We start from the raw sequence: 21,695 nt of genomic DNA, 5'->3' as shown, positions 1-21,695 counted from the left end.
TAGATAGAAGAATGTGTGAACGAAGAAAACAAAAAACTGGAGGATATATGGGGAAAAATCAAAGGATATATAAGGAGAACGGACAAGTTATCTCTTTTAATCAATTAGCGGACTTCTTTTATAAAAAAGGGATGAGAGCTTACAAAGGACAAAAATTGCAAGATGCAATTAAATATTTTCGAAGAGCGGCACAAAGTGAGAAGGAGCCGTTTATTTTATGTCAATTAGCAACAGTATTATCTGAGGCTGGTGAATATCAAGAGTCGAATCAAACCTTCTTAAAGTTAGTTAGATCTAATCCTGAACTTGAACAGTGCTATTATTTTATTGCAAATAATTATGCATATATGGGGTTATTTCAACAGGCGAAGAAATATGCGGATCGCTATTTAGAAGTTGCAAAAGAGAAGGAATTCGTAGAAGATACATTAGAACTTCTAGAGATTATGGAAGAAGAAGCAATGGGTGCGGAAGAGATTGAAGATGAAGATGATTTAATTGTTATGCAGGAAGAAGCGAATCGTTATATTCGTAATGGACAATTAGAAGAAGCAATTGCTACATTAGAAATTGTTACGAAAGATTATCCGGAATTTTGGTCAGGTCATAATAATTTAGCCATTGCACATTTTCAATCGGGTAATGTAGACAAAGCGCTGAAGTTAACAGAAATGATTTTAGAGAAAAATCCTGGTAATATACATGCGCTTTGTAATACACTTATTTTTCTATATTCAATTGGAGAGCATAAACAAGTAGAAGCATTAGCGGGACAGCTAGTTTCAGTATATCCAATTTCATTTGAACATCGTTTGAAACTGGGAACTACACTTGCAACAATTGGTTATTTCGAGCATGCATATAAATGGTTCAAACTATTAAAGCGTCAAGGATATGAGGGAGACGTTAGTTTTTATTATTGGTTTGCATATTCTGCTTATATGGTGAAAGATCAGCAACTAGCTGAAAAAATGTGGCAATATGTCGTGGAATTGCATCCTGATAAAAAGGGAAAAGAACCGTGGAATGCGCTGAATTTAGCAGATGAAGGACAAAACGTGTTATTTGAAGAATTACGAAAATCATTTCAGCAAAGTGCGACGCTAGAAGAACAAATGCTAGCTTTATATTTAATGAATGAATTGTCAACGCCGGAGAAGGTGGGATTCTTCTTTGATATAACGCAAGCGAAGAACGGTGTTCCCATCGTATCACAACTTGCAAAGTACTTCTTTTTACTTAATAGTCATAAGAGTATTCCAGCTGATTTACAGCAATTTGAGCAGTGCGCGAGAATCGCGGATGCATTATACAATTATACGAAAAAAGATGATGAATTAATTGAAGAGTGTTTACACTTTTGGTTTTGTACGTTCATACGTTTATATACATCTGGAGACATATTTACAAATGTGTACGGCTGGTCAGCTGCGATTGAATACATTGTACGCGGCGAACAAGGAAATAAAATGACACAGTCGGAGCTTGGAGATGTATATAATGTATCTGTAGCGACTGTCCGAAAGTATGTGCAAGCTGTTAAGCGTACGCACACATAAGATAAGCAAATCATTGGGAAAAAAATGATGCTAACAGTATAATGAGGGTAACTTAATTGTGTAGGAATGGATAGGAGTGAATAGTGTGTCAGAAGAAAAAATTTATGATGTCGTTATTATTGGTGCAGGACCAGCTGGTATGACAGCTGCAGTATATACATCTCGTGCAAATTTAAGCACATTAATGCTTGAGCGTGGTATTCCAGGTGGCCAAATGGCAAACACGGAAGATGTAGAAAACTACCCAGGTTATGAGTCTATTTTAGGACCAGATTTATCAAATAAAATGTTCGAGCATGCGAAGAAATTTGGTGCTGAATATGCATACGGTGATGTGAAAGAAGTCATCGATGGTAAGGAATACAAAACAATTATTGCTGGTAAAAAAGAATATAAAGCACGTGCAATTATCGTTGCAAGCGGTGCAGAGTATAAAAAAATTGGTGTACCGGGTGAAACAGAACTTGGCGGCCGCGGTGTATCATATTGTGCAGTATGTGACGGAGCATTCTTTAAAGGAAAAGAACTTATCGTAATTGGCGGCGGAGATTCTGCTGTTGAAGAGGGTGTGTTCTTAACGCGCTTCGCATCAAAAGTAACGATCGTTCACCGTCGTGACACGCTTCGTGCACAGAAAATTTTACAAGACCGTGCTTTCCAAAACGAAAAAGTAGATTTCATTTGGAACCACACGATAAAAGAAATCAACGAAGCAAGTGGTAAAGTAGGAAGTGTAACACTTGTGGACGTAAATAGTGGAGAAGAGAAAGAAGTCAAAACTGACGGCGTATTCGTATACATCGGTATGTTACCTTTATCAAAACCATTTGTTGAACTAGGTATTACAAATGAAAATGGTTACCTTGAAACGAACGAGCGTATGGAAACGAAAATTCCTGGTATTTTCGCAGCTGGTGATGTTCGTGAAAAAATGCTTCGTCAAATTGTAACTGCAACAGGTGACGGTAGTATTGCAGCGCAAAGTGCACAACATTACGTAGAAGAATTATTAGAGGAATTAAAAACTGTATCAGAAAAATAAGGGATAATATACCTTGTGAGAAGAAAGCTACCGACAGGAGCTTTCTTCTTTTTTTGTGTGAAAATGTAAAAGTTTTGTCAAAAAATATAAGGATTATAAGCTTTCTTATTGATATACTGGACTTTACGGAAAAAATCACTATAAGAAATGAGGAATTTATTCAGTATGGAATGGCGTAATATATATCGTGGATTTTGTATGGGCGTTAGTGATTTAATTCCTGGTGTGAGCGGCGGTACAATCGCTGTTGTGTTAGGGATTTATGAACAATTGCTTGCGGCAATTAGTGGATTCTTTAGTCGTGAATGGAAAAAACATTTAGGATTTTTAATTCCACTTGCAGCTGGTGTGGCAGCGGCATTTTTAACGTTAAGTCACGTTATTAAATATTTACTTGCAAATCATTATGAACCGACTCAATTTTTCTTCCTCGGTTTAATTATTAGTATATTACCGATGTTAATGAGGGAAGCTGATGCAAAGTCGTCGTTTAAAGGTAAGCACATCGTTTTATTAATAGTTGCAGCAATTCTTGTTGCGATTACAGCTTTCTTTAAACCAGATAAGGCAGCAGATCCAATTACGACGTTAACAATTTTAAATGCAATTGGTTTATTTTTCGCAGGATGGATGGCTAGCATGGCCATGCTGCTTCCTGGAATTAGTGGATCGTTTATTTTATTAATTATTGGTGTGTATCCAACAGCAATTAACGCTTTAACTACACTTAACTTACCTTTAATCGTGGTTATCGGTGCTGGTGTTATGGTTGGATTTGTTGTAAGTAGTAAAGGCATTAGTTTTTTATTAGATCGTTATAAAAGTATGACATTTGCGGCAATTATTGGACTTGTAATCGGTTCGATTGTAATTGTATTCCCTGGGATTCCGACTGGTGGATTTTCAATTATAAGTTCAATCATTACCTTTATTTTAGGATTTGCGATTGTTACTTATTTCGGTAAGAAATAAGGGCTTTAATCCCCTTGGCGATAAAAATCGTTAAGGGGATTTTTCATGCTATTCATTCAAAGTATAAGCATTTACATTGCTTGTTATAGAAAGCTTTTTTAAAATTGCTGAGTAGCATATGCTTAGCGAAAGAGGACTGGCTCCTTCGTTGTAGCAAACTGTTTTTGATAGTATAATGAAAGAAGTATGCAGTGAGAAATTTTACTGCAAGTAGCTGAGGTGAAGAAACATGCAAAGAGTGACAAACTGTGTGTTAATTAGAGATAATGAAGTACTCTTACTCCAAAAACCTCGCCGAAATTGGTGGGTTGCACCAGGCGGGAAAATGGAGCGTGGTGAGACTGTAAGAGATTCCGTTGTTCGCGAGTATCGTGAAGAAACAGGTATTTATTTGAAAAACCCAGCGTTAAAGGGGGTCTTCACCTTTGTCATCCAAGAAGGTGATAAAGTTGTTTCTGAATGGATGATGTTCTCCTTTTTAGCGACAGATTTTGCAGGAGAAAACAAACTAGAGAGCGAAGAAGGCATCATTGGTTGGCATACATTTGATAAAATTGATGATTTAGCAATGGCGCCAGGAGATTATCACATTATTGATTATTTAATTAAAGGAAATGGCATAATCTACGGTACATTTGTATATACCCCAGATTTTGAGTTGCTTTCATATCGATTAGATCCGAGTTAAACCGTCAAGGAGAGGATACAATGACAGAGAATAATGATATAAAAATGGTAATTATTACAGGGATGTCTGGAGCCGGAAAAACAGTAGCTTTACAAAGTTTTGAAGATTTAGGATATTTTTGTGTGGATAATTTACCACCGATGTTATTGCCAAAGTTTATTGAGCTTATGGCGGATTCAAAAGGGAAAATGAATAAAGTAGCACTTGGTATTGATTTACGTGGCCGCGAGTTTTTCGAACATTTATGGGGAGCACTTGATGATTTATCAGAACGTACATGGATTATTCCTCATATTTTATTTTTAGATGCGAAAGATAGTACGCTTGTAACTCGTTATAAAGAAACGAGACGTTCGCATCCACTTGCACCAACTGGTTTGCCGTTAAAGGGAATCGAAGCAGAGCGTAATTTATTAACAGATATGAAGGCACGAGCGAATATTGTGCTTGATACATCGGATTTAAAACCGAAAGAATTACGTGAAAAAATTGTTCACTTGTTCTCAACAGAAACTGAGCAAGCATTTCGTGTAAATGTTATGTCATTTGGATTTAAGTACGGTATTCCAATTGATGCAGATTTAGTATTTGATGTTCGTTTTTTACCAAATCCATATTACATTCCACATATGAAGCCATTAACAGGACTAGATGAAGAAGTTTCTTCGTATGTACTGAAATTTAATGAGACACATAAGTTTTTAGAGAAGTTGACGGATCTGATTACTTTCATGCTGCCTCATTATAAAAGAGAAGGCAAAAGTCAACTTGTAATTGCAATTGGATGTACAGGTGGACAGCATCGTTCTGTTACGCTTACAGAATACCTTGGGAAACATTTGAAACCAGAGTATAGTGTTCATGTATCTCATCGTGATGTGGAGAAGAGAAAGGGCCATTAAGGGATGAAAAAAGAGAGAAAGCCTAAAATTGTCATCATGGGAGGCGGAACTGGACTCTCTGTTTTATTAAGGGGATTAAAGCAATATCCTGTTGATATTACAGCAGTTGTTACAATTGCTGATGATGGTGGCAGTTCGGGTAGATTACGTGATGAGCTAGAAATTCCACCTCCAGGTGACATCCGTAACGTACTTGTTGCGTTATCGGATGTAGAGCCACTGGTGGAAGCTTTATTTCAGCACCGTTTCACAACAGGAGACGGACTGAAAGGTCATGCGTTAGGAAATCTATTGTTGGCAGGTATGACCTCGATTACAGGAGACTTTTTCCATGCAATTACAGAAACAAGTAAAGTATTAAATGTCAGAGGACGTGTATTACCAGCAGCGAATCAAAGTGCGGTACTTCATGCGGAACTTGAAGATGGGGAAATTGTAACAGGTGAATCAAAGATTCCTTATTACGGAAAGAAGATTAATCGTGTCTTTTTAACTCCAGAAGATGTAGAGCCATTGCATGAAACGTTGGCTGAGATTAAACGAGCTGATTTACTTGTTTTCGGTCCTGGAAGTTTGTATACGAGTATATTGCCCAATTTAGTTGTTAACAAAATTGGAGACGCTGTTCTTGCTGCAAAGGCGAAGAAGGTATATGTATGTAACGTTATGACACAAGCGGGTGAAACGATGGGATATACTGCTTTTGATCATGTACAGGCGTTACACGATCATTTAGGGCAACCATTTATCAATACTGCAATTGTAAATAACCGTGAGATTCCTTGTGAATTACGCAAGTCATATGAGGAAGAAATGTCTACACCAGTTGTAGTGGATGAAGAACGTTTTGTTGAAAATAATATTGATGTTATTCAAGAGGGATTAGCGAAGTATGATGATCATGTTGTAAGGCATGATACGTTAAAGTTAGCGTCCATTTTATATTCATTGTTATAAATATGCGTTGCCTCGTTTGAGGTAGCGCTCCTCATTCATATAGGACAAGAATTTTGTTCCATAATAATCGTATAAGGAGGTGTTGACTGTGTCATTTGCATCAGAAACAAAGAAAGAGTTGACGAATCTTGAGATGAAGGAATGCTGTGAGAAAGCAGAATTATCAGCGTTACTTCGAATGAACGGGTCGCTTTCTTTTTCAAACCGTCGTCTATCTATCGATATTCAAACGGAAAATGCGGCAATTGCAAGAAGGATTTATACGCTTTTGAAAAAAGGATATGACGTGACGGTAGAATTGCTTGTCCGTAAAAAAATGCGCTTGAAGAAAAATAATGTATATATTGTGCGGCTTGTTGAGAAGTCTCGCGAAATATTAGCTGATCTTCATATCGTTCGAGATGACTTTTCATTTATTCGAAATATATCACAAGAATTGATTGAGAAGAAATGTTGTAAACGATCGTACTTACGTGGCGCATTTTTAGCAGGTGGTTCAGTAAATAACCCAGAAACATCATCTTATCATTTAGAAATCTTTTCGTTATATAAGGAACATAATGATGCTATATGTGAACTGATGAACGGATTTGATTTAAATAGTAAGACGTTGGAAAGAAGAAAAGGGTACATTACGTATTTGAAAGAAGCAGAAAAAATTACAGAGTTTTTAAATATTATAGGTGCTCATAATGCACTTTTAAGATTTGAAGATATTCGAATCGTACGTGATATGCGTAATTCTGTAAATCGTTTAGTGAACTGCGAAACAGCTAATTTAAATAAAACAATTGGTGCAGCACTAAGACAGATTGAAAATATTCGTTATATTGATGAGACAGTTGGTCTTGATATTTTGCCGGATAAATTACAAGAGATTGCACAATTACGAAGAGATTATCAAGATGTAACATTGAAAGAGTTAGGTGAGATGGTATCCGGGGGGAAGATTAGTAAGTCGGGTATTAATCATCGTTTGCGTAAAATCGATGAAATCGCAGAGAAATTACGCGCGGGGGAAACGTTAGTAAAAAAATAAGAGGTTAAAGGGGAAATGGAGCTGTGGTTCAAAAACGAGTTCAGGTTTCATTAAAAAACGGTTTACAAGCACGTCCGGCTGCGTTGTTTGTACAAGAGGCAAATCGCTTTCATGCAGATATCTTCATCGAGAAAGATGGAAAGACAGTAAATGCAAAGAGCATAATGGGGATTATGAGCTTAGCAATTGGAACTGGAAGCATGATAACAATTACAACAGAAGGTTCAGATGCAGAAGAGGCTTTAGAAGCATTAGCTGCATATGTACAATAAGAAGCTATCGCGTATATGCGATAGCTTTTTGTTTTGTTGTTTGTGCGGATTAGCGGGGAGGGGTATTTAGCTGGTTTGTCCTTGTCGGAGATTGTCGGTAAATCGATATGTTGTGTCGAACCGTTGATATATTAAAAAAATCGTTGATATAATTTAAGTTTTGTTCGATATAATTGAAAAATCGTTGATATATTTAGAGGGATACTGGATGGGGTATGTGAGCGGGGAACAATATATAAAAGAAGCGCCCAATTATAGGGCGCTTCCGCTTTTAGTTATATCCAGCTCCAGCGGCTAGAATCTCCGGTTGTTTCGCCCCTTCATTCGAGGCAAAAAGCGCCTCGGAATCAGGGCTCCATCGCCCTGCGATTCTGAACGAGCCGCTTTCGCTTTTAAGTATTAACGATTTGTAAAGATCTTATCGATTAAACCGTATTCTAAAGCTTTTTCTGCTGTCATGAAGTTGTCGCGGTCTGTGTCGCGTTGTAGTACTTCAAGTGGTTGACCAGTGCGGTCAGCAAGAATTTGGTTTAGTTTTTCACGTAAGAATAGGATACGTTTTGCAGCGATTTCGATTTCAGTCGCTTGACCTTGTGCTCCACCAAGTGGTTGGTGAATCATTACTTCACTGTTTGGAAGTGCATAACGTTTTCCTTTTTCACCTGCTGCAAGTAAGAATGCACCCATAGATGCAGCCATACCGATACAGATTGTTGATACTTGTGGTTTAATAAACTGCATTGTATCATAGATTGCCATACCCGCTGTGATAGAACCACCAGGGCTGTTGATGTAGATGTGAATATCTTTTTCTGGATCTTGAGATTCCAAGAATAAAAGCTGGGAAACGATTGAGTTAGCTACGTTGTCATCAATTGCACTACCAAGCATAATGATGCGGTCTTTTAATAGTCGAGAGTAAATATCGTAAGCGCGTTCTCCACGATTTGTTTGTTCAATTACTGTAGGAATTAAATTCATCTGTTATTTCCTCCTTATAAAGCTTTCTTAGTCTTATAATACAATTATGGTCAATAAAGGTCAAACGAAACCACTTTAAATCAAAAAAATATGTAGTTGTACCATGAAATATTCGCTATGTTTTCGAAATTCCCTGCTTATGTATCTTCAACATCATAACCGAATTACATAAATTTAAACGTTACGAAAACTGGAGAAAAAAGAAAAGAACGCCTTTTAACTTAAGCGTTCTTTCGATAATTAGTCTTTTAAAAGATAGGTTACTTTATTTAAAATCTTTTCGATTTGTTTCGCGTTTTTACTATACATTTCGCTTGCTGACTTCGACTTTGTTTCTAGGGAAAATAGTTCAAGATCAGCATGACATTTTTTTAAAGATGCTAATAATAAAGGTTTATTTTGAGGAGAAGGCATTTGGAGTTTGTCATTGTAAATGTCGATAGTAAGTTGTCCGTATGAATCCACTTGACCGAGGAAGACATTTTCAATAACAACACCGATTTTTTCTAATTCTGAATGTAGCCAAGCGCGGTTATGTCCGCTTGCTGAAAGAGGTTCATCTAGTACATTTCCATCCATAATAACAGTTTGTGGTTCTTTCTCGTTTGGTACTTTTAAACCGATGTCTTTTGCTGTAAGTGGCTGAGAATCTTTCTTTAATAATACATTTAATTCTCCGCTCGGTTCTAAGACAGCAAATTCGACTTCAGCTACGCTGAACGCACTTTTTCCACGGAGAAGTTCCAGTAATTCGTCACTCGTATATTTTTCTTTCTTTAAATTATCTTCGAGTATCTTTCCGTCTTTTATTAATACGGTAGATTTTCCTTCAAAGAAGTCCCGAGCTGTTTTGTTCTTTAAAGAGAGGATTCCTGTTAAAAAAGGTACCACAGCGAAAATGAGTATTGCAAAGACACCGTGAAAAAATTTTGAATCGAGCCCTGTAGATACTTGGGCAGCGATGTCACCAATCGTCATTCCGGCTATGTATTCAAAAAAGGAAAGCTGAGAGATTTGTCTTTTCCCTAACCATTTCGTAATAGCGAATAAAATAATTAATATGAATACAGAGCGAAGAATGACAAGTGTCCATTCCGGCAGGTGAGACATAGTCGTTTCCTCCAGTCTACTTAAAACCCTTTATATTGAGGTTCTTCACGTTCTAATACTGAAATTCTATCCTTTAAATCAGCGATGACGCTGTCCATTTCTAACATACATTCATGAAATACGCGTTTTGATTCTTCGTCTTGTGAATTTAATGAAAGGGAGCTTAAACTTGCTTGAGCGCCCCTTACACTAGCAAGGCAAGTTTTTACGCTAGCGATAACAGTCATATAAACACCTCTTATCCTTTCGGTTTGAATAATAATGCTCCAATGAAGCCGAAAATAATAGCTGCTGATACACCGGCGCTCGTTACTTTAAACATGCCGGTAATAACGCCAACGATGCCATGTTTTGCAGCTTCTTCCATTGCGCCATGAACGAGGGCATTACCAAAGCTTGTAATAGGTACAGTTGCCCCGGCTCCAGCGAAATCAATTAATGGCTCATACAAATTAAATCCATCTAATATAGCTCCAGCAACAACGAGTGTTGCCATTGTATGAGCGGGTGTTAGTTTGCCGACATCAAACATAAGTTGGCCGATTACACATATGAGTCCGCCAATGACGAAAGCCCAGAAAAAAATCATTGCGTTGCACCTCCAAATTCAATCGAAACGGCATGAGCGATACATGGAATTGTTTCTTCTTGTTGGAATGTAAGTGGAGATAGTAAAGCGCCTGTCGCAACGACAAGTATTTTTTTGAACTCTCCTCTTTTCATTCGGTTTAATAAATGACCATACACGACTGTTGCGGAACATCCAGGCCCGCTAGCACCAGCTATGACAGGTTGTCCTTCTCTGTAAATGATAATTCCGCAATCTTGAAATTGTTCGCTCGTTACTTTCGTTCCGTGTTTATGTAGTAAGTCATAAGCAATTTCGCGTCCTACATGTCCGAGATCGCCTGTTACGATTAAATCGTAGTAAGAGGCATCAATTTGGCGTTCACGTAAATGGGCTTCAATTGTATCAACTGCAGCTGGAGCCATTGCGCCTCCCATATTAAACGGATCCGTTAATCCCATATCAATCACTCGTCCGATTGTTGCAGAGGTTACTCTTGGACCGTGTCCAGTATCGCTTAAAATAGCGGCTCCTGCTCCGGTTACTGTCCACTGTGCAGTAGGCGGCTTTTGTCCGCCGTATTCGGTAGGGTAGCGGAATTGTTTTTCTACAGCCGTATTATGGCTTGAAGCTCCAGTTAATAAATATTTTGCACCTTTTGCATTTACGATACTTGCCCCAAGTGCTAAACCTTCCATAGAAGTAGAGCAAGCCCCGAATAGTCCGAGATAAGGAGTGCCAAGTGTGCGGCAAGCAAAGCTTGTTGGAGTGATTTGATTAATTAAATCTCCTGCGAGTACGAATTGAATATCGTCTTTACGAAGTTCTGCTTTTTCAGTAGCGCGGCTACAAGCTTCTTCGAATAAAATTTTATGTGCTTTTTCATAGGAATCTTGTCCAAGCCATAAATCTTCATGAAGGATATCGAAGTCTTCTGGGATGTTCCCCTTTGCTTCAAATGGTCCACCGACAACCCCTGTTGAGATAATGACTGGTTTGTTTTCAAATACCCACGTTCGGTGTCCTTGTAACATTTATAGCCCTCCCCATTGAACGAGAATAGTTTTAATAAGTGCGATGACGAAAGCGGAAAATACACCAAATAAAATAACAGAACCAGCTAGTTTAAACATATTGCCGCCAACGCCAAGGACAAATCCTTCCGTTCGATGCTCAATACATGCGGCAATAACAGAGTTACCAAATCCAGTAACAGGTACAGCTGTACCTGCTCCGGCAAACTGTCCAAAACGATCGTATATACCAAATCCAGTTAGTAACATGGAGATGAAAATGAGAGTTGCGACTGTTGGATTGCCTGCTGAGCGTTCAGTGAAATCAAAATATGTGATATAAAAAGTAGAAATGAGTTGTCCGATGAAGCAAATAAAACCACCGACGAAAAAGGCTTTTATACAATTTTTTAAGACAGGTCGTTTCGGTTCGCGTTCTTGTTCGAATTTTTTATACTCCTGTTGTACAGGGGTTAAGTTTTTATCTTTACTAGCCATTGCAATCCTTCCTTTTCTTTTAAAAAGCGTTAAGTGTTAGACTCCATTTTTTTACCAATGAATTTTAATTGTTTATTAATTTCATCTTTAGATACTTCTTTTTCCTTAATTTTTCTTTCGAGTTTTTCGAGTAACATAAAGATTTTTTTATCTGTACTGACACGAACATCGAAAGTAGGATGCTCATCACTTAGCTGCTTTTGAAGCTTTTTACGAAGAGGTTTTAATCCAAACCTTTCGTGATGCTCAGGTGTAACTGCTATGTAGAGATCTAAATTTGAATTCACTGCTGTGCTTTTTATAATTTCATCCATAGCGAGAGCTCTTTTTTTCGCTCCTTGTGATATAGATTGATTAAAGGATTCCGTACTCGTCTTTGTTAACTTTGGACCTTTTTCTTTCTCCGTTCGTTTTGCTTCTTCTTTCACTTTTTTATCTAAAGGACTATTATCACATCCGGTAAAAGAGCTAAATAGAAGTGCAAATAATGCGGTTATGAGGCCGAGTTTTCGCATAATTATCATTCCATTTCTATTACAATATGTAATGTGATAGAAAAAGGATGACTGCATATCATCCTTTTTCTATTTCACAGCAAGACTGATTTGTTATTGCTGTGAGTATTGTGGTTCTTCTTGTTGGACTTCTTCAACGCGTGGGTTTAAAGAATCGATAATCGTTTGTGTTTGCTGCGCAGCTGTTTGGAAAAGTTGCTTCGCTTGTTGGTTATCCGTATCAAGAGCGAATCCCTCTAAGCTAGCTTGTGCACTTTTTAATCCAGAGACAGTTTGCTTTAATTTTGTAATTACAGTCATTGAATGAAGCCCCCTTTGGAATATCAATTCAAAGATTATAATTTGTGAGTTGGGCTGAATTTATGATTGGAAAATTTAGGGGTGGAATAGATTTTATATGCTTTTAGCTAAGGTGTATAAGGTATTATGGGGATATTTTTATTGATTTAGATGGATTTTATTGCTATTATTATGAGAAGAAAATGAAGTGTTTTCTATAATCATGCGCCCATAGCTCAGTCGGATAGAGCGGTGGTTTCCGGTACCACGTCTGCCGGGGGTTCGAATCCCTCTGGGCGCGTCAAAAAGTCCTAACTTACGTTTTGTAGGTTAGGACTTTTTTTATTTCCCTCTTGTTATATCTGGTAATAAGATTTACTATTAGTACTTGATGATAATTTTTAACCTTATTATTTTCTTTCAATATTATTCAAATTTCGGTTGTAAGTTGTAAATCTCATTAATACATATAAATTAATAATATTTTGGAATGGGTGTCTGCGTGAGGATTCTCCTTTTACCAAACTTATTGTACAATAGAAACAAGGGGGAGATTAGTTTGAAGGCAAGTCTTTTACAAGAACAAAGCTTACGTTTGGCAATGACACAAGAGTTAAGGCAAGCGATTACAATGCTCCAGTATAATGTACAAGAATTATCGGAGTTTTTGTATGAGCAATCGTTAGAGAATCCCCTTATTGAGTTAGGTGGTTTTGAGAGGGAGAAGAAAAAGAGCTCTAACAACAGTAAAAGTACCAGCAAACAAGTCGAGAATCAGATGGAGATCTACAGTGTGGATTCTACAACGATTCAGCAACATTTATTAAATCAAATACAGTATTATAAAATAGATGAAGAAGAGCGAAAAGTAGCTTCTTTCATTATTATGAACATGGATGGAAATGGATATTTACAAGAAACGAATGAAGAGTTAGCAGAGCTCCTTTCTGCGCATATTCATGTAGTCGACCGCTCTGTAGAGCTTGTCCAATCACTGGAACCAGCAGGGGTAGGGGCGCGTAATATTCAGGAATGTTTAACCTTGCAATTGAAGCGCTTACAAAGACGGAATGGATTAGCAGAAGAGGTTGTAGAAGATCATTTCGCTTATTTTGTGAAGAAAGATTGGCGAAAGCTCGTTCAAGTGTTGAAATGTAGTAATGAGGAATTACAGAGTGCGGTAAATTGTATAACGTCATTACAACCAAAACCAGGTCTTGCGTTTTCTTCAGATAAACCACTTTATATTGTGCCTGATATGGCGGTGAAAAAAGATGGCGATCGCCTCGTTTTACAAATGAATGAGAGAAATATGCCGAGAATTGAAATTCATTCTGAATATAGTGCGCTTCTTAATAATAGTGAAAGTGAAGTAGCATCTTACGTATCAGAAAAGTATCAGCATGTGCAGTGGATTATGCGTAGTTTGAAGCAGAGAAAACAGACATTGCTGCAAGTAATGACTATTATTATGGAAAAACAACGTGATTTCTTCTGGAAAGGTCCAGAGTATTTAAGACCTCTCGCTTTAAAAGAGGTAGCGGAAGAGTTAAGTGTGCATGAATCGACAATTAGTCGTGCGACGCGAAATAAATATGTTCAAACACCACACGGTTTATTTGAGATGAAATCGTTCTTTAGCAATGCCGTTTCGACGACTGAAGATGAAGCAGTTTCTACAAAACGTGTAAAACAATTTATTCAAACGCTAATTGGGGCAGAGGATAAGAAAAAGCCACTTTCAGATCAAAAGATTTCAAAATTATTAGAAGAAGAGCATGAAATTGTTATTTCTCGAAGAACAGTGGCGAAGTATAGAGAACAAATGCATATCCCAGCTTCGTCATTACGAAAAACGATCGGATAGGTGAAGAAGATGAAAGTTGTACTGTATACTAAAAAAGATTGTGGCCTTTGCGTGAAGGCGAAACAAGTTTTAAAGGAAGTACAATGTGAATATTCTTTTCAAATCGAGGAAATAGATATATATGAAGATAATGACCTTTTAGAAAAATATCACTTAATGATTCCGGTTGTAGAAATGGACGGAAAACAAGTAGAATATGGTAACATTCACAAAGGTGTCATAATAAACTATATAAAGAATGCAGTTAAGAGTTGAATAAGTTTCTATCTCCTGTTACAATAATACACGTAGCAGGGATTATTTTTTTAACCTATGTGGGACACAAAATGTCACTACGGGACGTAAAGTGACCACGAAGGAAAAATGAACCGATGTAGTGAGGAGAAAAGATATGCGCTCATGGATTCAGAACACAAAAAAATTATTACCTGATCTGCTACCTGTTATGCAAACGAGAATGCAAATTCTTCAATACATTAGGCTCATGCAGCCGATTGGAAGAAGAAACTTATCAGCAAGTCTCGGTATGACAGAACGAGTATTGCGAAGTGAAGTTCAAGTTTTGAAAGAACAAAACTTAGTTCACGTCGCTTCTTCTGGAATGACTTTGACAGAAGAAGGAACAGCTTTAGTTCTTGCTTTGGAAGACTTTATGAAAGAAATTTCCGGGTTAAAGGTTTTAGAAAAGCAACTTAAGGAAACATTAGACTTGGATGAAGTTTTCGTTGTCCCTGGTGATAGTGATGAATCACCTTGGGTCAAACTGGAGATGGGCCGTGCTTGTGTGACTTGTATAAAAGACCGTCTGACAGCGAATAATATCGTTGCTGTGGCTGGAGGAACTACGCTAGCTGCTGCTGCGGACATGATGCAACTTGATTGCAAAGATTTACATATGCTATTTGTCCCAGCACGTGGTGGAATTGGAGAAGGCGTCGAATTAGAAGCCAATACCATTTGTGCCAAGATGGCACAAAATACGATGAGTAATTATCGCTTATTGTATGTTCCAGACCATGTTAGTAGCGAAGCATATGCGTCTATTGTGACAGAGCCTTCCGTGAAAGAAGTTCTTGAGTTGATTCGATCTTCCAATATCGTCATTCATGGAATAGGTGATGCGTTAACAATGGCACGTCGCAGAAGTACTTCAGAAGCAGATTGGTTAAAGATTCAGGCAAGCGAAGCAGTTGGCGAAGCTTTCGGTTACTACTTTAATGAAGAAGGAAATGTTGTTCATAAAGTAAGAACAGTTGGTATGCAACTAGAGGATTTACAAAATGTATCTCACGTTGTTGCAGTCGCTGGAGGTTCTTCAAAGGCAAAAGCAATACAGGCTGTAATTAAACAAGGGCACACTTCAATTCTAATTACAGATGAAGGTGCAGCAAAACAGTTAACAAAGGGTTTTACCCTTTAATATAATCCCCCAAGGAGGAAATTCAAATGACTAAAATTGGTATTAATGGATTTGGACGTATCGGACGTAACGTATTCCGCGCAGCTCTTAACAACTCTGAGGTAGAAGTAGTAGCAATCAACGACTTAACAGATGCTAAAACATTAGCTCACCTTTTAAAATATGACACAGTTCACGGAACTTTAAATGCAGAAGTATCTGCTAACGAAAACAGCATCGTTGTTAACGGTAAAGAAATTAAAGTTATCGCTGAGCGTGACCCAGCTCAATTACCATGGAGCGACTACGGAGTAGAAGTAGTAGTAGAATCTACTGGCCGTTTCACTAAAAAATCAGACGCTGAGAAACACTTAGGTGGATCAGTTAAGAAAGTTATCATCTCAGCTCCAGCTTCTGACGAAGATATCACTGTAGTTATGGGTGTTAACCACGAACAATACGATGCAGCTAACCACAACGTAGTATCTAACGCTTCTTGTACTACAAACTGTCTAGCTCCATTCGCTAAAGTATTAAACGAAAAATTCGGCGTAAAACGCGGAATGATGACAACAATTCACTCTTACACTAACGACCAACAAATCTTAGACTTACCACACAAAGATTTACGTCGTGCTCGTGCAGCAGCTGAAAACATGATCCCAACATCTACTGGTGCAGCTAAAGCTGTAGCATTAGTATTACCAGAACTTAAAGGCAAATTAAACGGTGGCGCTGTACGTGTTCCAACTGCTAACGTTTCTCTAGTTGACCTAGTTGTTGAACTTGACAAAGAAGTAACAGTTGAAGAAGTAAATGCAGCATTCAAAGCAGCAGCTGAAGGCGAATTAAAAGGTATCCTTGGATACAGCGAAGAGCCATTAGTATCTATCGACTATAACGGATGTACAGCTTCTTCTACAATCGATGCATTATCTACAATGGTAATGGAAGGTAACATGGTTAAAGTACTTTCTTGGTACGATAACGAAACTGGTTACTCTAACCGCGTAGTAGACCTAGCAGCTTACATGACTTCAAAAGGTCTTTAATTCTTAATTATATAAGTTATCAATGACAAAACGAGGGAGAGGGTTTGTTCCCTCTCTCTCTTCTTTCGTTTTAAAAGCAAATGTGTTAAGCTTTTGAGTGGGTTTTGTCAATCCTAACTAGTAGTCGGAGGGAAATCCAATGAACAAAAAATCAATTCGTGACGTAGATTTAAAAGGTAAGCGTGTATTTTGCCGCGTTGATTTCAACGTACCTATGAAAGAAGGCAAAATTACAGATGAAACTCGTATCCGTGCAGCTCTTCCTACAATTCAATATTTAGTAGAGCAAGGTGCGAAAGTTATTTTAGCAAGTCACTTAGGCCGTCCAAAAGGTCAAGTAGTAGAAGAAATGCGTTTAACTCCAGTAGCAGCACGTTTAGGTGAGCTTCTTGGTAAAGACGTTAAAAAAGCGGACGAAGCATTCGGACCAGTTGCACAAGAAATGGTTGCAGCAATGAACGAAGGCGACGTATTAGTTCTTGAAAACGTACGTTTCTATGCGGGCGAAGAAAAGAACGATGCAGAACTTGCGAAAGAATTTGCAGCACTTGCTGACATCTTCGTAAACGATGCATTCGGTGCAGCTCACCGTGCTCACGCTTCTACAGCAGGTATCGCAGACTACCTACCAGCAGTATCTGGTCTATTAATGGAAAAAGAGTTAGATGTACTTGGTAAAGCACTTTCTAACCCAGAACGTCCATTTACAGCTATTATCGGTGGTGCGAAAGTAAAAGATAAAATCGGTGTAATTCGTCATCTATTAGACAAAGTAGATAACTTAATCATCGGTGGTGGACTTGCTTACACATTCGTTAAAGCTTTAGGTCATGAAATTGGTCTATCTCTATGTGAAGACGACAAGATCGAACTAGCTAAAGAATTTATGCAACTTGCAAAAGAAAAAGGCGTAAACTTCTACATGCCAGTTGATGTTGTAATCACTGAGGAATTCTCTGAAACTGCAACAACTAAAATCGTTGGTATCGACTCTATCCCTTCTAACTGGGAAGGCGTGGACATCGGTCCTAAAACACGTGAAATTTATGCAGATGTAATTAAAAATTCTAAGCTTGTTGTATGGAATGGACCAATGGGTGTATTCGAAATGACTCCATTCGCAGAAGGTACAAAAGCAGTAGGACAAGCATTAGCAGATGCAGAAGATACATACTCTGTTATCGGCGGTGGTGACTCTGCAGCAGCTGTTGAAAAATTCGGTATGGCTGATAAAATGAGCCACATTTCTACTGGCGGCGGTGCGTCATTAGAATTCATGGAAGGTAAAGAGCTTCCAGGTGTAGTTTGTCTTAACGACAAATAAGTAGCAGCCAAAGAAAAAGGACGGTGCAAAGCATGCGTAAACCAATTATCGCAGGTAACTGGAAAATGAATAAAACTCTATCAGAAGCAGTTAGCTTCGTAGAGGAAGTTAAAGGTCAAATCCCAGCAGCTTCAGCTGTTGATGCAGTAGTTTGCTCTCCAGCTCTATTCTTAGAGCGCCTTGTAGCAGCAACTGAAGGAACTGACTTACAAGTAGGTGCACAAAACATGCACTTCGAAAAAAATGGTGCATTCACTGGCGAAATTAGCCCAGTAGCACTTAGCGACTTAAAAGTTGGCTATGTAGTACTTGGCCACTCTGAGCGTCGTGAAATGTTTGCTGAAACAGATGAGTCAGTAAACAAAAAGACTATCGCAGCATTTGAACATGGTTTAACACCAATCGTATGTTGTGGTGAGACTTTAGAAGAGCGCGAAAGCGGAAAAACATTTGATCTAGTAGCAGGTCAAGTGACAAAAGCACTTGCAGGTTTAACAGAAGAGCAAGTTAAAGCAACTGTTATCGCTTATGAGCCAATCTGGGCTATCGGTACAGGTAAATCTTCTTCTTCTGCAGATGCAAACGAAGTATGTGCGCACATCCGTAAAGTTGTTGCAGAAGCTGTTTCTCCAGAAGCTGCAGAAGCTGTTCGTATCCAATACGGCGGTAGCGTAAAACCAGAAAACATTAAAGAGTATATGGCACAATCTGACATCGACGGCGCTTTAGTTGGCGGTGCTAGCTTAGAGCCTGCTTCGTTCTTAGGTCTTCTGGGGGCGGTAAAATGAGAAAGCCAACAGCTTTAATCATTCTTGACGGTTTCGGACTTCGTGAAGAAACTTACGGGAATGCTGTAGCACAAGCTAAGAAACCTAATTTTGATGGTTACTGGAACAAATTCCCTCACACAACGCTTACAGCTTGTGGCGAGGCAGTAGGTCTTCCAGAAGGTCAAATGGGTAACTCTGAGGTTGGTCACTTAAATATCGGTGCTGGCCGCATTGTATATCAAAGCTTAACACGCGTTAACGTTGCAATTCGTGAAGGTGAGTTCGATAAGAACGAAACGTTCCAAAGTGCAATTAAAAGCGTAAAAGAAAAAGGTACTGCACTTCATTTATTCGGTTTACTTTCTGACGGTGGTGTGCACAGTCACATGAACCATATGTTTGCTCTTCTTCGCTTAGCAGCTAAAGAAGGCGTTGAGAAAGTATACATTCATGCATTCTTAGATGGCCGCGATGTTGGACCAAAAACAGCACAAAGCTATATCGATGCAACAAATGAAGTAATTAAAGAAACAGGAGTAGGACAATTCGCGACTATCTCTGGTCGTTATTACTCCATGGACCGTGACAAGCGTTGGGATCGCGTAGAAAAATGTTACCGTGCTATGGTGAATGGTGAAGGCCCTACTTATAAATCAGCAGAAGAGTGTGTAGAAGACTCTTATGCGAACGGTATCTATGATGAATTCGTATTGCCGTCTGTAATTGTTAACGAAGATAACACGCCAGTTGCAACAATCAATGATGATGATGCAGTTATCTTCTATAACTTCCGTCCAGACCGTGCAATTCAAATTGCTCGTGTATTTACAAACGAAGACTTCCGTGAGTTCGATCGTGGTGAAAAAGTACCTCACATTCCAGAATTCGTATGTATGACACACTTCAGTGAAACTGTAGATGGTTACGTGGCATTCAAGCCAATGAACCTTGATAACACTTTAGGTGAAGTTGTTGCGCAAGCGGGATTAAAGCAACTTCGCATCGCGGAAACTGAAAAGTATCCGCACGTTACATTCTTCTTTAGCGGTGGTCGTGAGGCTGAATTCCCAGGAGAAGAGCGTATCTTAATTAACTCACCAAAGGTTGCAACGTATGACTTGAAACCTGAAATGAGCATTTACGAAGTAACGGACGCTTTAGTAAATGAAATCGAAAATGATAAACATGATGTTATCATTCTTAACTTTGCGAACTGTGATATGGTTGGCCATTCTGGGATGATGGAACCAACAATTAAAGCAGTAGAAGCAACTGACGAATGTTTAGGAAAAGTTGTAGAAGCGATTCTTGCAAAAGATGGTGTAGCACTTATTACTGCTGACCATGGTAATGCGGATGAAGAATTAACTTCTGAAGGAGAGCCAATGACAGCTCATACAACTAACCCGGTTCCTTTCATCGTTACTAAGAACGACGTAGAATTACGTGAAGATGGTATCTTAGGTGATATCGCTCCAACAATGCTTACACTTCTTGGTGTTGAGCAACCGAAAGAAATGACAGGTAAAACAATTATTAAATAATTTGCTTATATAAAAAGGAGAGAATTTATTATGTCAACAATTATTGATGTTTATGCTCGCGAAGTCCTTGACTCTCGTGGTAACCCAACTGTAGAAGTAGAAGTTTACACAGAAAGCGGCGCTTTCGGACGCGCTATCGTACCAAGTGGTGCATCTACTGGTGAGCACGAAGCAGTAGAATTACGTGACGGTGACAAATCTCGTTACCTTGGTAAAGGTGTTGTTAACGCAGTAAACAACGTTAACGAAATTATCGCTCCAGAAATCGCTGGTTTCGATGTAACTGACCAAGCTGGTATTGACCGTGCTATGATCGAATTAGATGGCACTCCAAACAAAGGTAAACTAGGCGCTAACGCTATCCTTGGTGTATCTATGGCAGTAGCTCACGCAGCAGCTGACTTCGTAGGTCTTCCATTATACCGTTACCTTGGTGGATTCAATGCAAAACAATTACCAACTCCAATGATGAACATCATCAACGGTGGTTCTCACGCTGATAACAACGTTGACTTCCAAGAGTTCATGATCTTACCAGTTGGTGCTCCAACATTCAAAGAATCAATCCGTATGGGTGCTGAAGTATTCCATGCACTTAAAGCTGTATTACATGACAAAGGTCTTAACACTGCAGTAGGTGACGAAGGTGGATTCGCTCCAAACCTTGGTTCTAACCGTGAAGCTCTAGAAGTAATCATCGAAGCTATCGAAAAAGCTGGTTACAAAGCTGGCGAGAACGTATTCTTAGGAATGGACGTTGCTTCTTCTGAGTTCTATAACAAAGAAACTGGTAAATATGACCTTGCAGGCGAAGGCCGTACTGGCTTAACTTCTGCAGAAATGGTTGATTTCTATGAAGAGCTTTGCAAAGACTTCCCAATCATCTCTATCGAAGATGGTTTAGACGAAAACGACTGGGATGGTCACAAATTATTAACTGAGCGTATCGGTGATAAAGTACAATTAGTTGGTGACGATTTATTCGTAACTAACACTCAAAAACTTGCTGAAGGTATCGAAAAAGGTATCTCTAACTCAATCTTAATTAAAGTTAACCAAATCGGTACTTTAACTGAGACTTTCGAAGCTATCGAAATGGCTAAACGTGCTGGTTACACAGCAGTTGTATCTCACCGTTCTGGTGAAACTGAAGATGCTACAATCGCTGACATCGCAGTAGCAACTAACGCTGGCCAAATCAAAACTGGTTCTATGAGCCGTACTGACCGTATTGCTAAGTACAACCAATTATTACGTATCGAAGACGAGCTAGGCGAAGTAGCTGTTTACGATGGTGTAAAATCTTTCTATAACATCAAACGATAATTGTAGAAAATAAACGAC

24 protein-coding genes and 1 tRNA gene are annotated in these 21,695 nt (G+C 38.6%); 17 read left to right on the top strand and 8 right to left on the bottom strand.

The window, feature by feature from the left end; genetic code table 11:
- Nucleotides 1-47 precede the first annotated feature (47 nt).
- From C3Y97_RS25970 to C3Y97_RS25935, 8 genes are all read left to right on the top strand, one after another.
- Nucleotides 48-1,559 (top strand): tetratricopeptide repeat protein, encoded by a 1,512-nt coding sequence (locus C3Y97_RS25970; protein WP_000517741.1) that lies wholly within the window; start codon nt 48-50, stop codon nt 1,557-1,559.
- Nucleotides 1,560-1,644: 85 nt separating this feature from the next.
- A complete protein-coding gene (gene trxB / locus C3Y97_RS25965; RefSeq protein ID WP_001288078.1) occupies nt 1,645-2,601 on the top strand; it encodes a thioredoxin-disulfide reductase in 957 nt (318 codons plus the stop codon).
- A gap of 165 nt (nt 2,602-2,766) precedes the next feature.
- On the top strand, nt 2,767-3,573 hold the full coding sequence (locus C3Y97_RS25960; protein WP_000455196.1) for a DUF368 domain-containing protein: 807 nt from the start codon (nt 2,767-2,769) through the stop codon (nt 3,571-3,573).
- A gap of 229 nt (nt 3,574-3,802) precedes the next feature.
- Nucleotides 3,803-4,261: an NUDIX hydrolase gene (locus C3Y97_RS25955; protein WP_001190080.1), complete on the top strand. Its 459-nt coding sequence runs from the start codon at nt 3,803-3,805 to the stop codon at nt 4,259-4,261.
- Nucleotides 4,262-4,281: 20 nt separating this feature from the next.
- The gene (rapZ, locus tag C3Y97_RS25950) at nt 4,282-5,163 is read left to right on the top strand and encodes an RNase adapter RapZ (protein ID WP_000138459.1); all 882 of its coding nucleotides are present in this window, start codon (nt 4,282-4,284) and stop codon (nt 5,161-5,163) included.
- A 3-nt stretch (nt 5,164-5,166) separates the two neighbouring features.
- Nucleotides 5,167-6,120, top strand: coding sequence for a gluconeogenesis factor YvcK family protein (locus C3Y97_RS25945; RefSeq protein WP_000712188.1), 954 nt, complete (start codon nt 5,167-5,169; stop codon nt 6,118-6,120).
- Nucleotides 6,121-6,208: 88 nt separating this feature from the next.
- Nucleotides 6,209-7,159, top strand: a complete 951-nt coding sequence (gene whiA / locus C3Y97_RS25940; protein ID WP_000006558.1) for a DNA-binding protein WhiA — start codon at nt 6,209-6,211, stop codon at nt 7,157-7,159.
- A 23-nt stretch (nt 7,160-7,182) separates the two neighbouring features.
- The gene (locus C3Y97_RS25935; protein ID WP_000250307.1) at nt 7,183-7,431 is read left to right on the top strand and encodes an HPr family phosphocarrier protein; all 249 of its coding nucleotides are present in this window, start codon (nt 7,183-7,185) and stop codon (nt 7,429-7,431) included.
- 399 nt (nt 7,432-7,830) lie between these two features.
- Here C3Y97_RS25935 and clpP read toward each other — a convergent pair whose 3' ends face one another.
- From clpP to C3Y97_RS25895, 8 genes are all read right to left on the bottom strand, one after another.
- Complete coding sequence (gene clpP, locus C3Y97_RS25930) at nt 7,831-8,412, bottom strand: ATP-dependent Clp endopeptidase proteolytic subunit ClpP (protein ID WP_001049162.1); 582 nt, start codon at nt 8,410-8,412, stop codon at nt 7,831-7,833.
- 240 nt (nt 8,413-8,652) lie between these two features.
- Complete coding sequence (locus C3Y97_RS25925) at nt 8,653-9,522, bottom strand: DUF421 domain-containing protein (protein ID WP_000018922.1); 870 nt, start codon at nt 9,520-9,522, stop codon at nt 8,653-8,655.
- A gap of 20 nt (nt 9,523-9,542) precedes the next feature.
- Nucleotides 9,543-9,749, bottom strand: coding sequence for a DUF1657 domain-containing protein (locus C3Y97_RS25920; RefSeq protein ID WP_000215909.1), 207 nt, complete (start codon nt 9,747-9,749; stop codon nt 9,543-9,545).
- Between the two features lie 11 nt (nt 9,750-9,760).
- Nucleotides 9,761-10,111 (bottom strand): stage V sporulation protein AE, encoded by a 351-nt coding sequence (gene spoVAE, locus C3Y97_RS25915; protein WP_000575919.1) that lies wholly within the window; start codon nt 10,109-10,111, stop codon nt 9,761-9,763.
- Entirely contained in the window at nt 10,108-11,124 is a 1,017-nt protein-coding gene (spoVAD, locus tag C3Y97_RS25910; RefSeq protein ID WP_000938970.1) for a stage V sporulation protein AD, read from the bottom strand. Before spoVAD ends, spoVAE begins: the two co-directional genes overlap by 4 nt.
- Nucleotides 11,125-11,601, bottom strand: coding sequence for a stage V sporulation protein AC (gene spoVAC / locus C3Y97_RS25905; RefSeq protein WP_000146953.1), 477 nt, complete (start codon nt 11,599-11,601; stop codon nt 11,125-11,127).
- Between the two features lie 29 nt (nt 11,602-11,630).
- A complete protein-coding gene (locus C3Y97_RS25900) occupies nt 11,631-12,116 on the bottom strand; it encodes a YhcN/YlaJ family sporulation lipoprotein (protein ID WP_001228545.1) in 486 nt (161 codons plus the stop codon).
- Nucleotides 12,117-12,209: 93 nt separating this feature from the next.
- Nucleotides 12,210-12,416: a DUF1657 domain-containing protein gene (locus tag C3Y97_RS25895; protein ID WP_000216166.1), complete on the bottom strand. Its 207-nt coding sequence runs from the start codon at nt 12,414-12,416 to the stop codon at nt 12,210-12,212.
- Between the two features lie 204 nt (nt 12,417-12,620).
- Here C3Y97_RS25895 and C3Y97_RS25890 point away from each other — a divergent pair.
- The 9 genes from C3Y97_RS25890 to eno all read left to right on the top strand — a co-directional run bounded on the left by C3Y97_RS25890 (nt 12,621) and on the right by eno (nt 21,677).
- Nucleotides 12,621-12,696: transfer RNA gene (locus C3Y97_RS25890), tRNA-Arg, on the top strand.
- 258 nt (nt 12,697-12,954) lie between these two features.
- On the top strand, nt 12,955-14,262 hold the full coding sequence (gene rpoN, locus C3Y97_RS25885; protein WP_000647955.1) for an RNA polymerase factor sigma-54: 1,308 nt from the start codon (nt 12,955-12,957) through the stop codon (nt 14,260-14,262).
- A 9-nt stretch (nt 14,263-14,271) separates the two neighbouring features.
- On the top strand, nt 14,272-14,517 hold the full coding sequence (locus C3Y97_RS25880) for a glutaredoxin family protein (RefSeq protein WP_000869726.1): 246 nt from the start codon (nt 14,272-14,274) through the stop codon (nt 14,515-14,517).
- 136 nt (nt 14,518-14,653) lie between these two features.
- Nucleotides 14,654-15,682: a gapA transcriptional regulator CggR gene (gene cggR, locus C3Y97_RS25875; RefSeq protein ID WP_001258185.1), complete on the top strand. Its 1,029-nt coding sequence runs from the start codon at nt 14,654-14,656 to the stop codon at nt 15,680-15,682.
- Nucleotides 15,683-15,708: 26 nt separating this feature from the next.
- Nucleotides 15,709-16,713, top strand: a complete 1,005-nt coding sequence (gene gap / locus C3Y97_RS25870) for a type I glyceraldehyde-3-phosphate dehydrogenase (RefSeq protein ID WP_000161236.1) — start codon at nt 15,709-15,711, stop codon at nt 16,711-16,713.
- Nucleotides 16,714-16,852: 139 nt separating this feature from the next.
- Nucleotides 16,853-18,037, top strand: coding sequence for a phosphoglycerate kinase (locus C3Y97_RS25865; RefSeq protein WP_001036350.1), 1,185 nt, complete (start codon nt 16,853-16,855; stop codon nt 18,035-18,037).
- A gap of 32 nt (nt 18,038-18,069) precedes the next feature.
- Nucleotides 18,070-18,825, top strand: coding sequence for a triose-phosphate isomerase (gene tpiA, locus C3Y97_RS25860; RefSeq protein WP_001231038.1), 756 nt, complete (start codon nt 18,070-18,072; stop codon nt 18,823-18,825).
- Nucleotides 18,822-20,351: a 2,3-bisphosphoglycerate-independent phosphoglycerate mutase gene (gene gpmI / locus C3Y97_RS25855; RefSeq protein WP_001231152.1), complete on the top strand. Its 1,530-nt coding sequence runs from the start codon at nt 18,822-18,824 to the stop codon at nt 20,349-20,351. The genes tpiA and gpmI overlap by 4 nt, the downstream gene beginning before the upstream one ends.
- Nucleotides 20,352-20,381: 30 nt before the next feature.
- The gene (gene eno / locus C3Y97_RS25850; protein ID WP_000103955.1) at nt 20,382-21,677 is read left to right on the top strand and encodes a phosphopyruvate hydratase; all 1,296 of its coding nucleotides are present in this window, start codon (nt 20,382-20,384) and stop codon (nt 21,675-21,677) included.
- Nucleotides 21,678-21,695: the final 18 nt, after the last annotated feature.

It is taken from the genome of Bacillus sp. DU-106 (assembly GCF_004799705.1).
Taxonomy (GTDB): Bacteria; Bacillota; Bacilli; order Bacillales; family Bacillaceae_G; genus Bacillus_A; species Bacillus_A cereus.
This window is presented reverse-complemented; position numbering and strand designations above follow the sequence as displayed.

What these genes read in the sequence shown, in the direction of transcription:
- C3Y97_RS25970 (WP_000517741.1), top strand. Translation starts at nt 48, where the DNA reads ATGGGGAAAAATCAAAGGATATATAAGGAGAACGGACAAGTTATCTCT.
- C3Y97_RS25960 (WP_000455196.1), top strand. Translation starts at nt 2,767, where the DNA reads ATGGAATGGCGTAATATATATCGTGGATTTTGTATGGGCGTTAGTGAT.
- C3Y97_RS25955 (WP_001190080.1), top strand. Translation starts at nt 3,803, where the DNA reads ATGCAAAGAGTGACAAACTGTGTGTTAATTAGAGATAATGAAGTACTC.
- rapZ (WP_000138459.1), top strand. Translation starts at nt 4,282, where the DNA reads ATGACAGAGAATAATGATATAAAAATGGTAATTATTACAGGGATGTCT.
- C3Y97_RS25945 (WP_000712188.1), top strand. Translation starts at nt 5,167, where the DNA reads ATGAAAAAAGAGAGAAAGCCTAAAATTGTCATCATGGGAGGCGGAACT.
- clpP (WP_001049162.1), bottom strand. Translation starts at nt 8,412, where the DNA reads ATGAATTTAATTCCTACAGTAATTGAACAAACAAATCGTGGAGAACGC.
- C3Y97_RS25925 (WP_000018922.1), bottom strand. Translation starts at nt 9,522, where the DNA reads ATGTCTCACCTGCCGGAATGGACACTTGTCATTCTTCGCTCTGTATTC.
- C3Y97_RS25920 (WP_000215909.1), bottom strand. Translation starts at nt 9,749, where the DNA reads ATGACTGTTATCGCTAGCGTAAAAACTTGCCTTGCTAGTGTAAGGGGC.
- spoVAE (WP_000575919.1), bottom strand. Translation starts at nt 10,111, where the DNA reads ATGATTTTTTTCTGGGCTTTCGTCATTGGCGGACTCATATGTGTAATC.
- spoVAD (WP_000938970.1), bottom strand. Translation starts at nt 11,124, where the DNA reads ATGTTACAAGGACACCGAACGTGGGTATTTGAAAACAAACCAGTCATT.
- spoVAC (WP_000146953.1), bottom strand. Translation starts at nt 11,601, where the DNA reads ATGGCTAGTAAAGATAAAAACTTAACCCCTGTACAACAGGAGTATAAA.
- C3Y97_RS25900 (WP_001228545.1), bottom strand. Translation starts at nt 12,116, where the DNA reads ATGCGAAAACTCGGCCTCATAACCGCATTATTTGCACTTCTATTTAGC.
- C3Y97_RS25895 (WP_000216166.1), bottom strand. Translation starts at nt 12,416, where the DNA reads ATGACTGTAATTACAAAATTAAAGCAAACTGTCTCTGGATTAAAAAGT.
- C3Y97_RS25880 (WP_000869726.1), top strand. Translation starts at nt 14,272, where the DNA reads ATGAAAGTTGTACTGTATACTAAAAAAGATTGTGGCCTTTGCGTGAAG.
- cggR (WP_001258185.1), top strand. Translation starts at nt 14,654, where the DNA reads ATGCGCTCATGGATTCAGAACACAAAAAAATTATTACCTGATCTGCTA.
- gap (WP_000161236.1), top strand. Translation starts at nt 15,709, where the DNA reads ATGACTAAAATTGGTATTAATGGATTTGGACGTATCGGACGTAACGTA.
- C3Y97_RS25865 (WP_001036350.1), top strand. Translation starts at nt 16,853, where the DNA reads ATGAACAAAAAATCAATTCGTGACGTAGATTTAAAAGGTAAGCGTGTA.
- tpiA (WP_001231038.1), top strand. Translation starts at nt 18,070, where the DNA reads ATGCGTAAACCAATTATCGCAGGTAACTGGAAAATGAATAAAACTCTA.
- gpmI (WP_001231152.1), top strand. Translation starts at nt 18,822, where the DNA reads ATGAGAAAGCCAACAGCTTTAATCATTCTTGACGGTTTCGGACTTCGT.
- eno (WP_000103955.1), top strand. Translation starts at nt 20,382, where the DNA reads ATGTCAACAATTATTGATGTTTATGCTCGCGAAGTCCTTGACTCTCGT.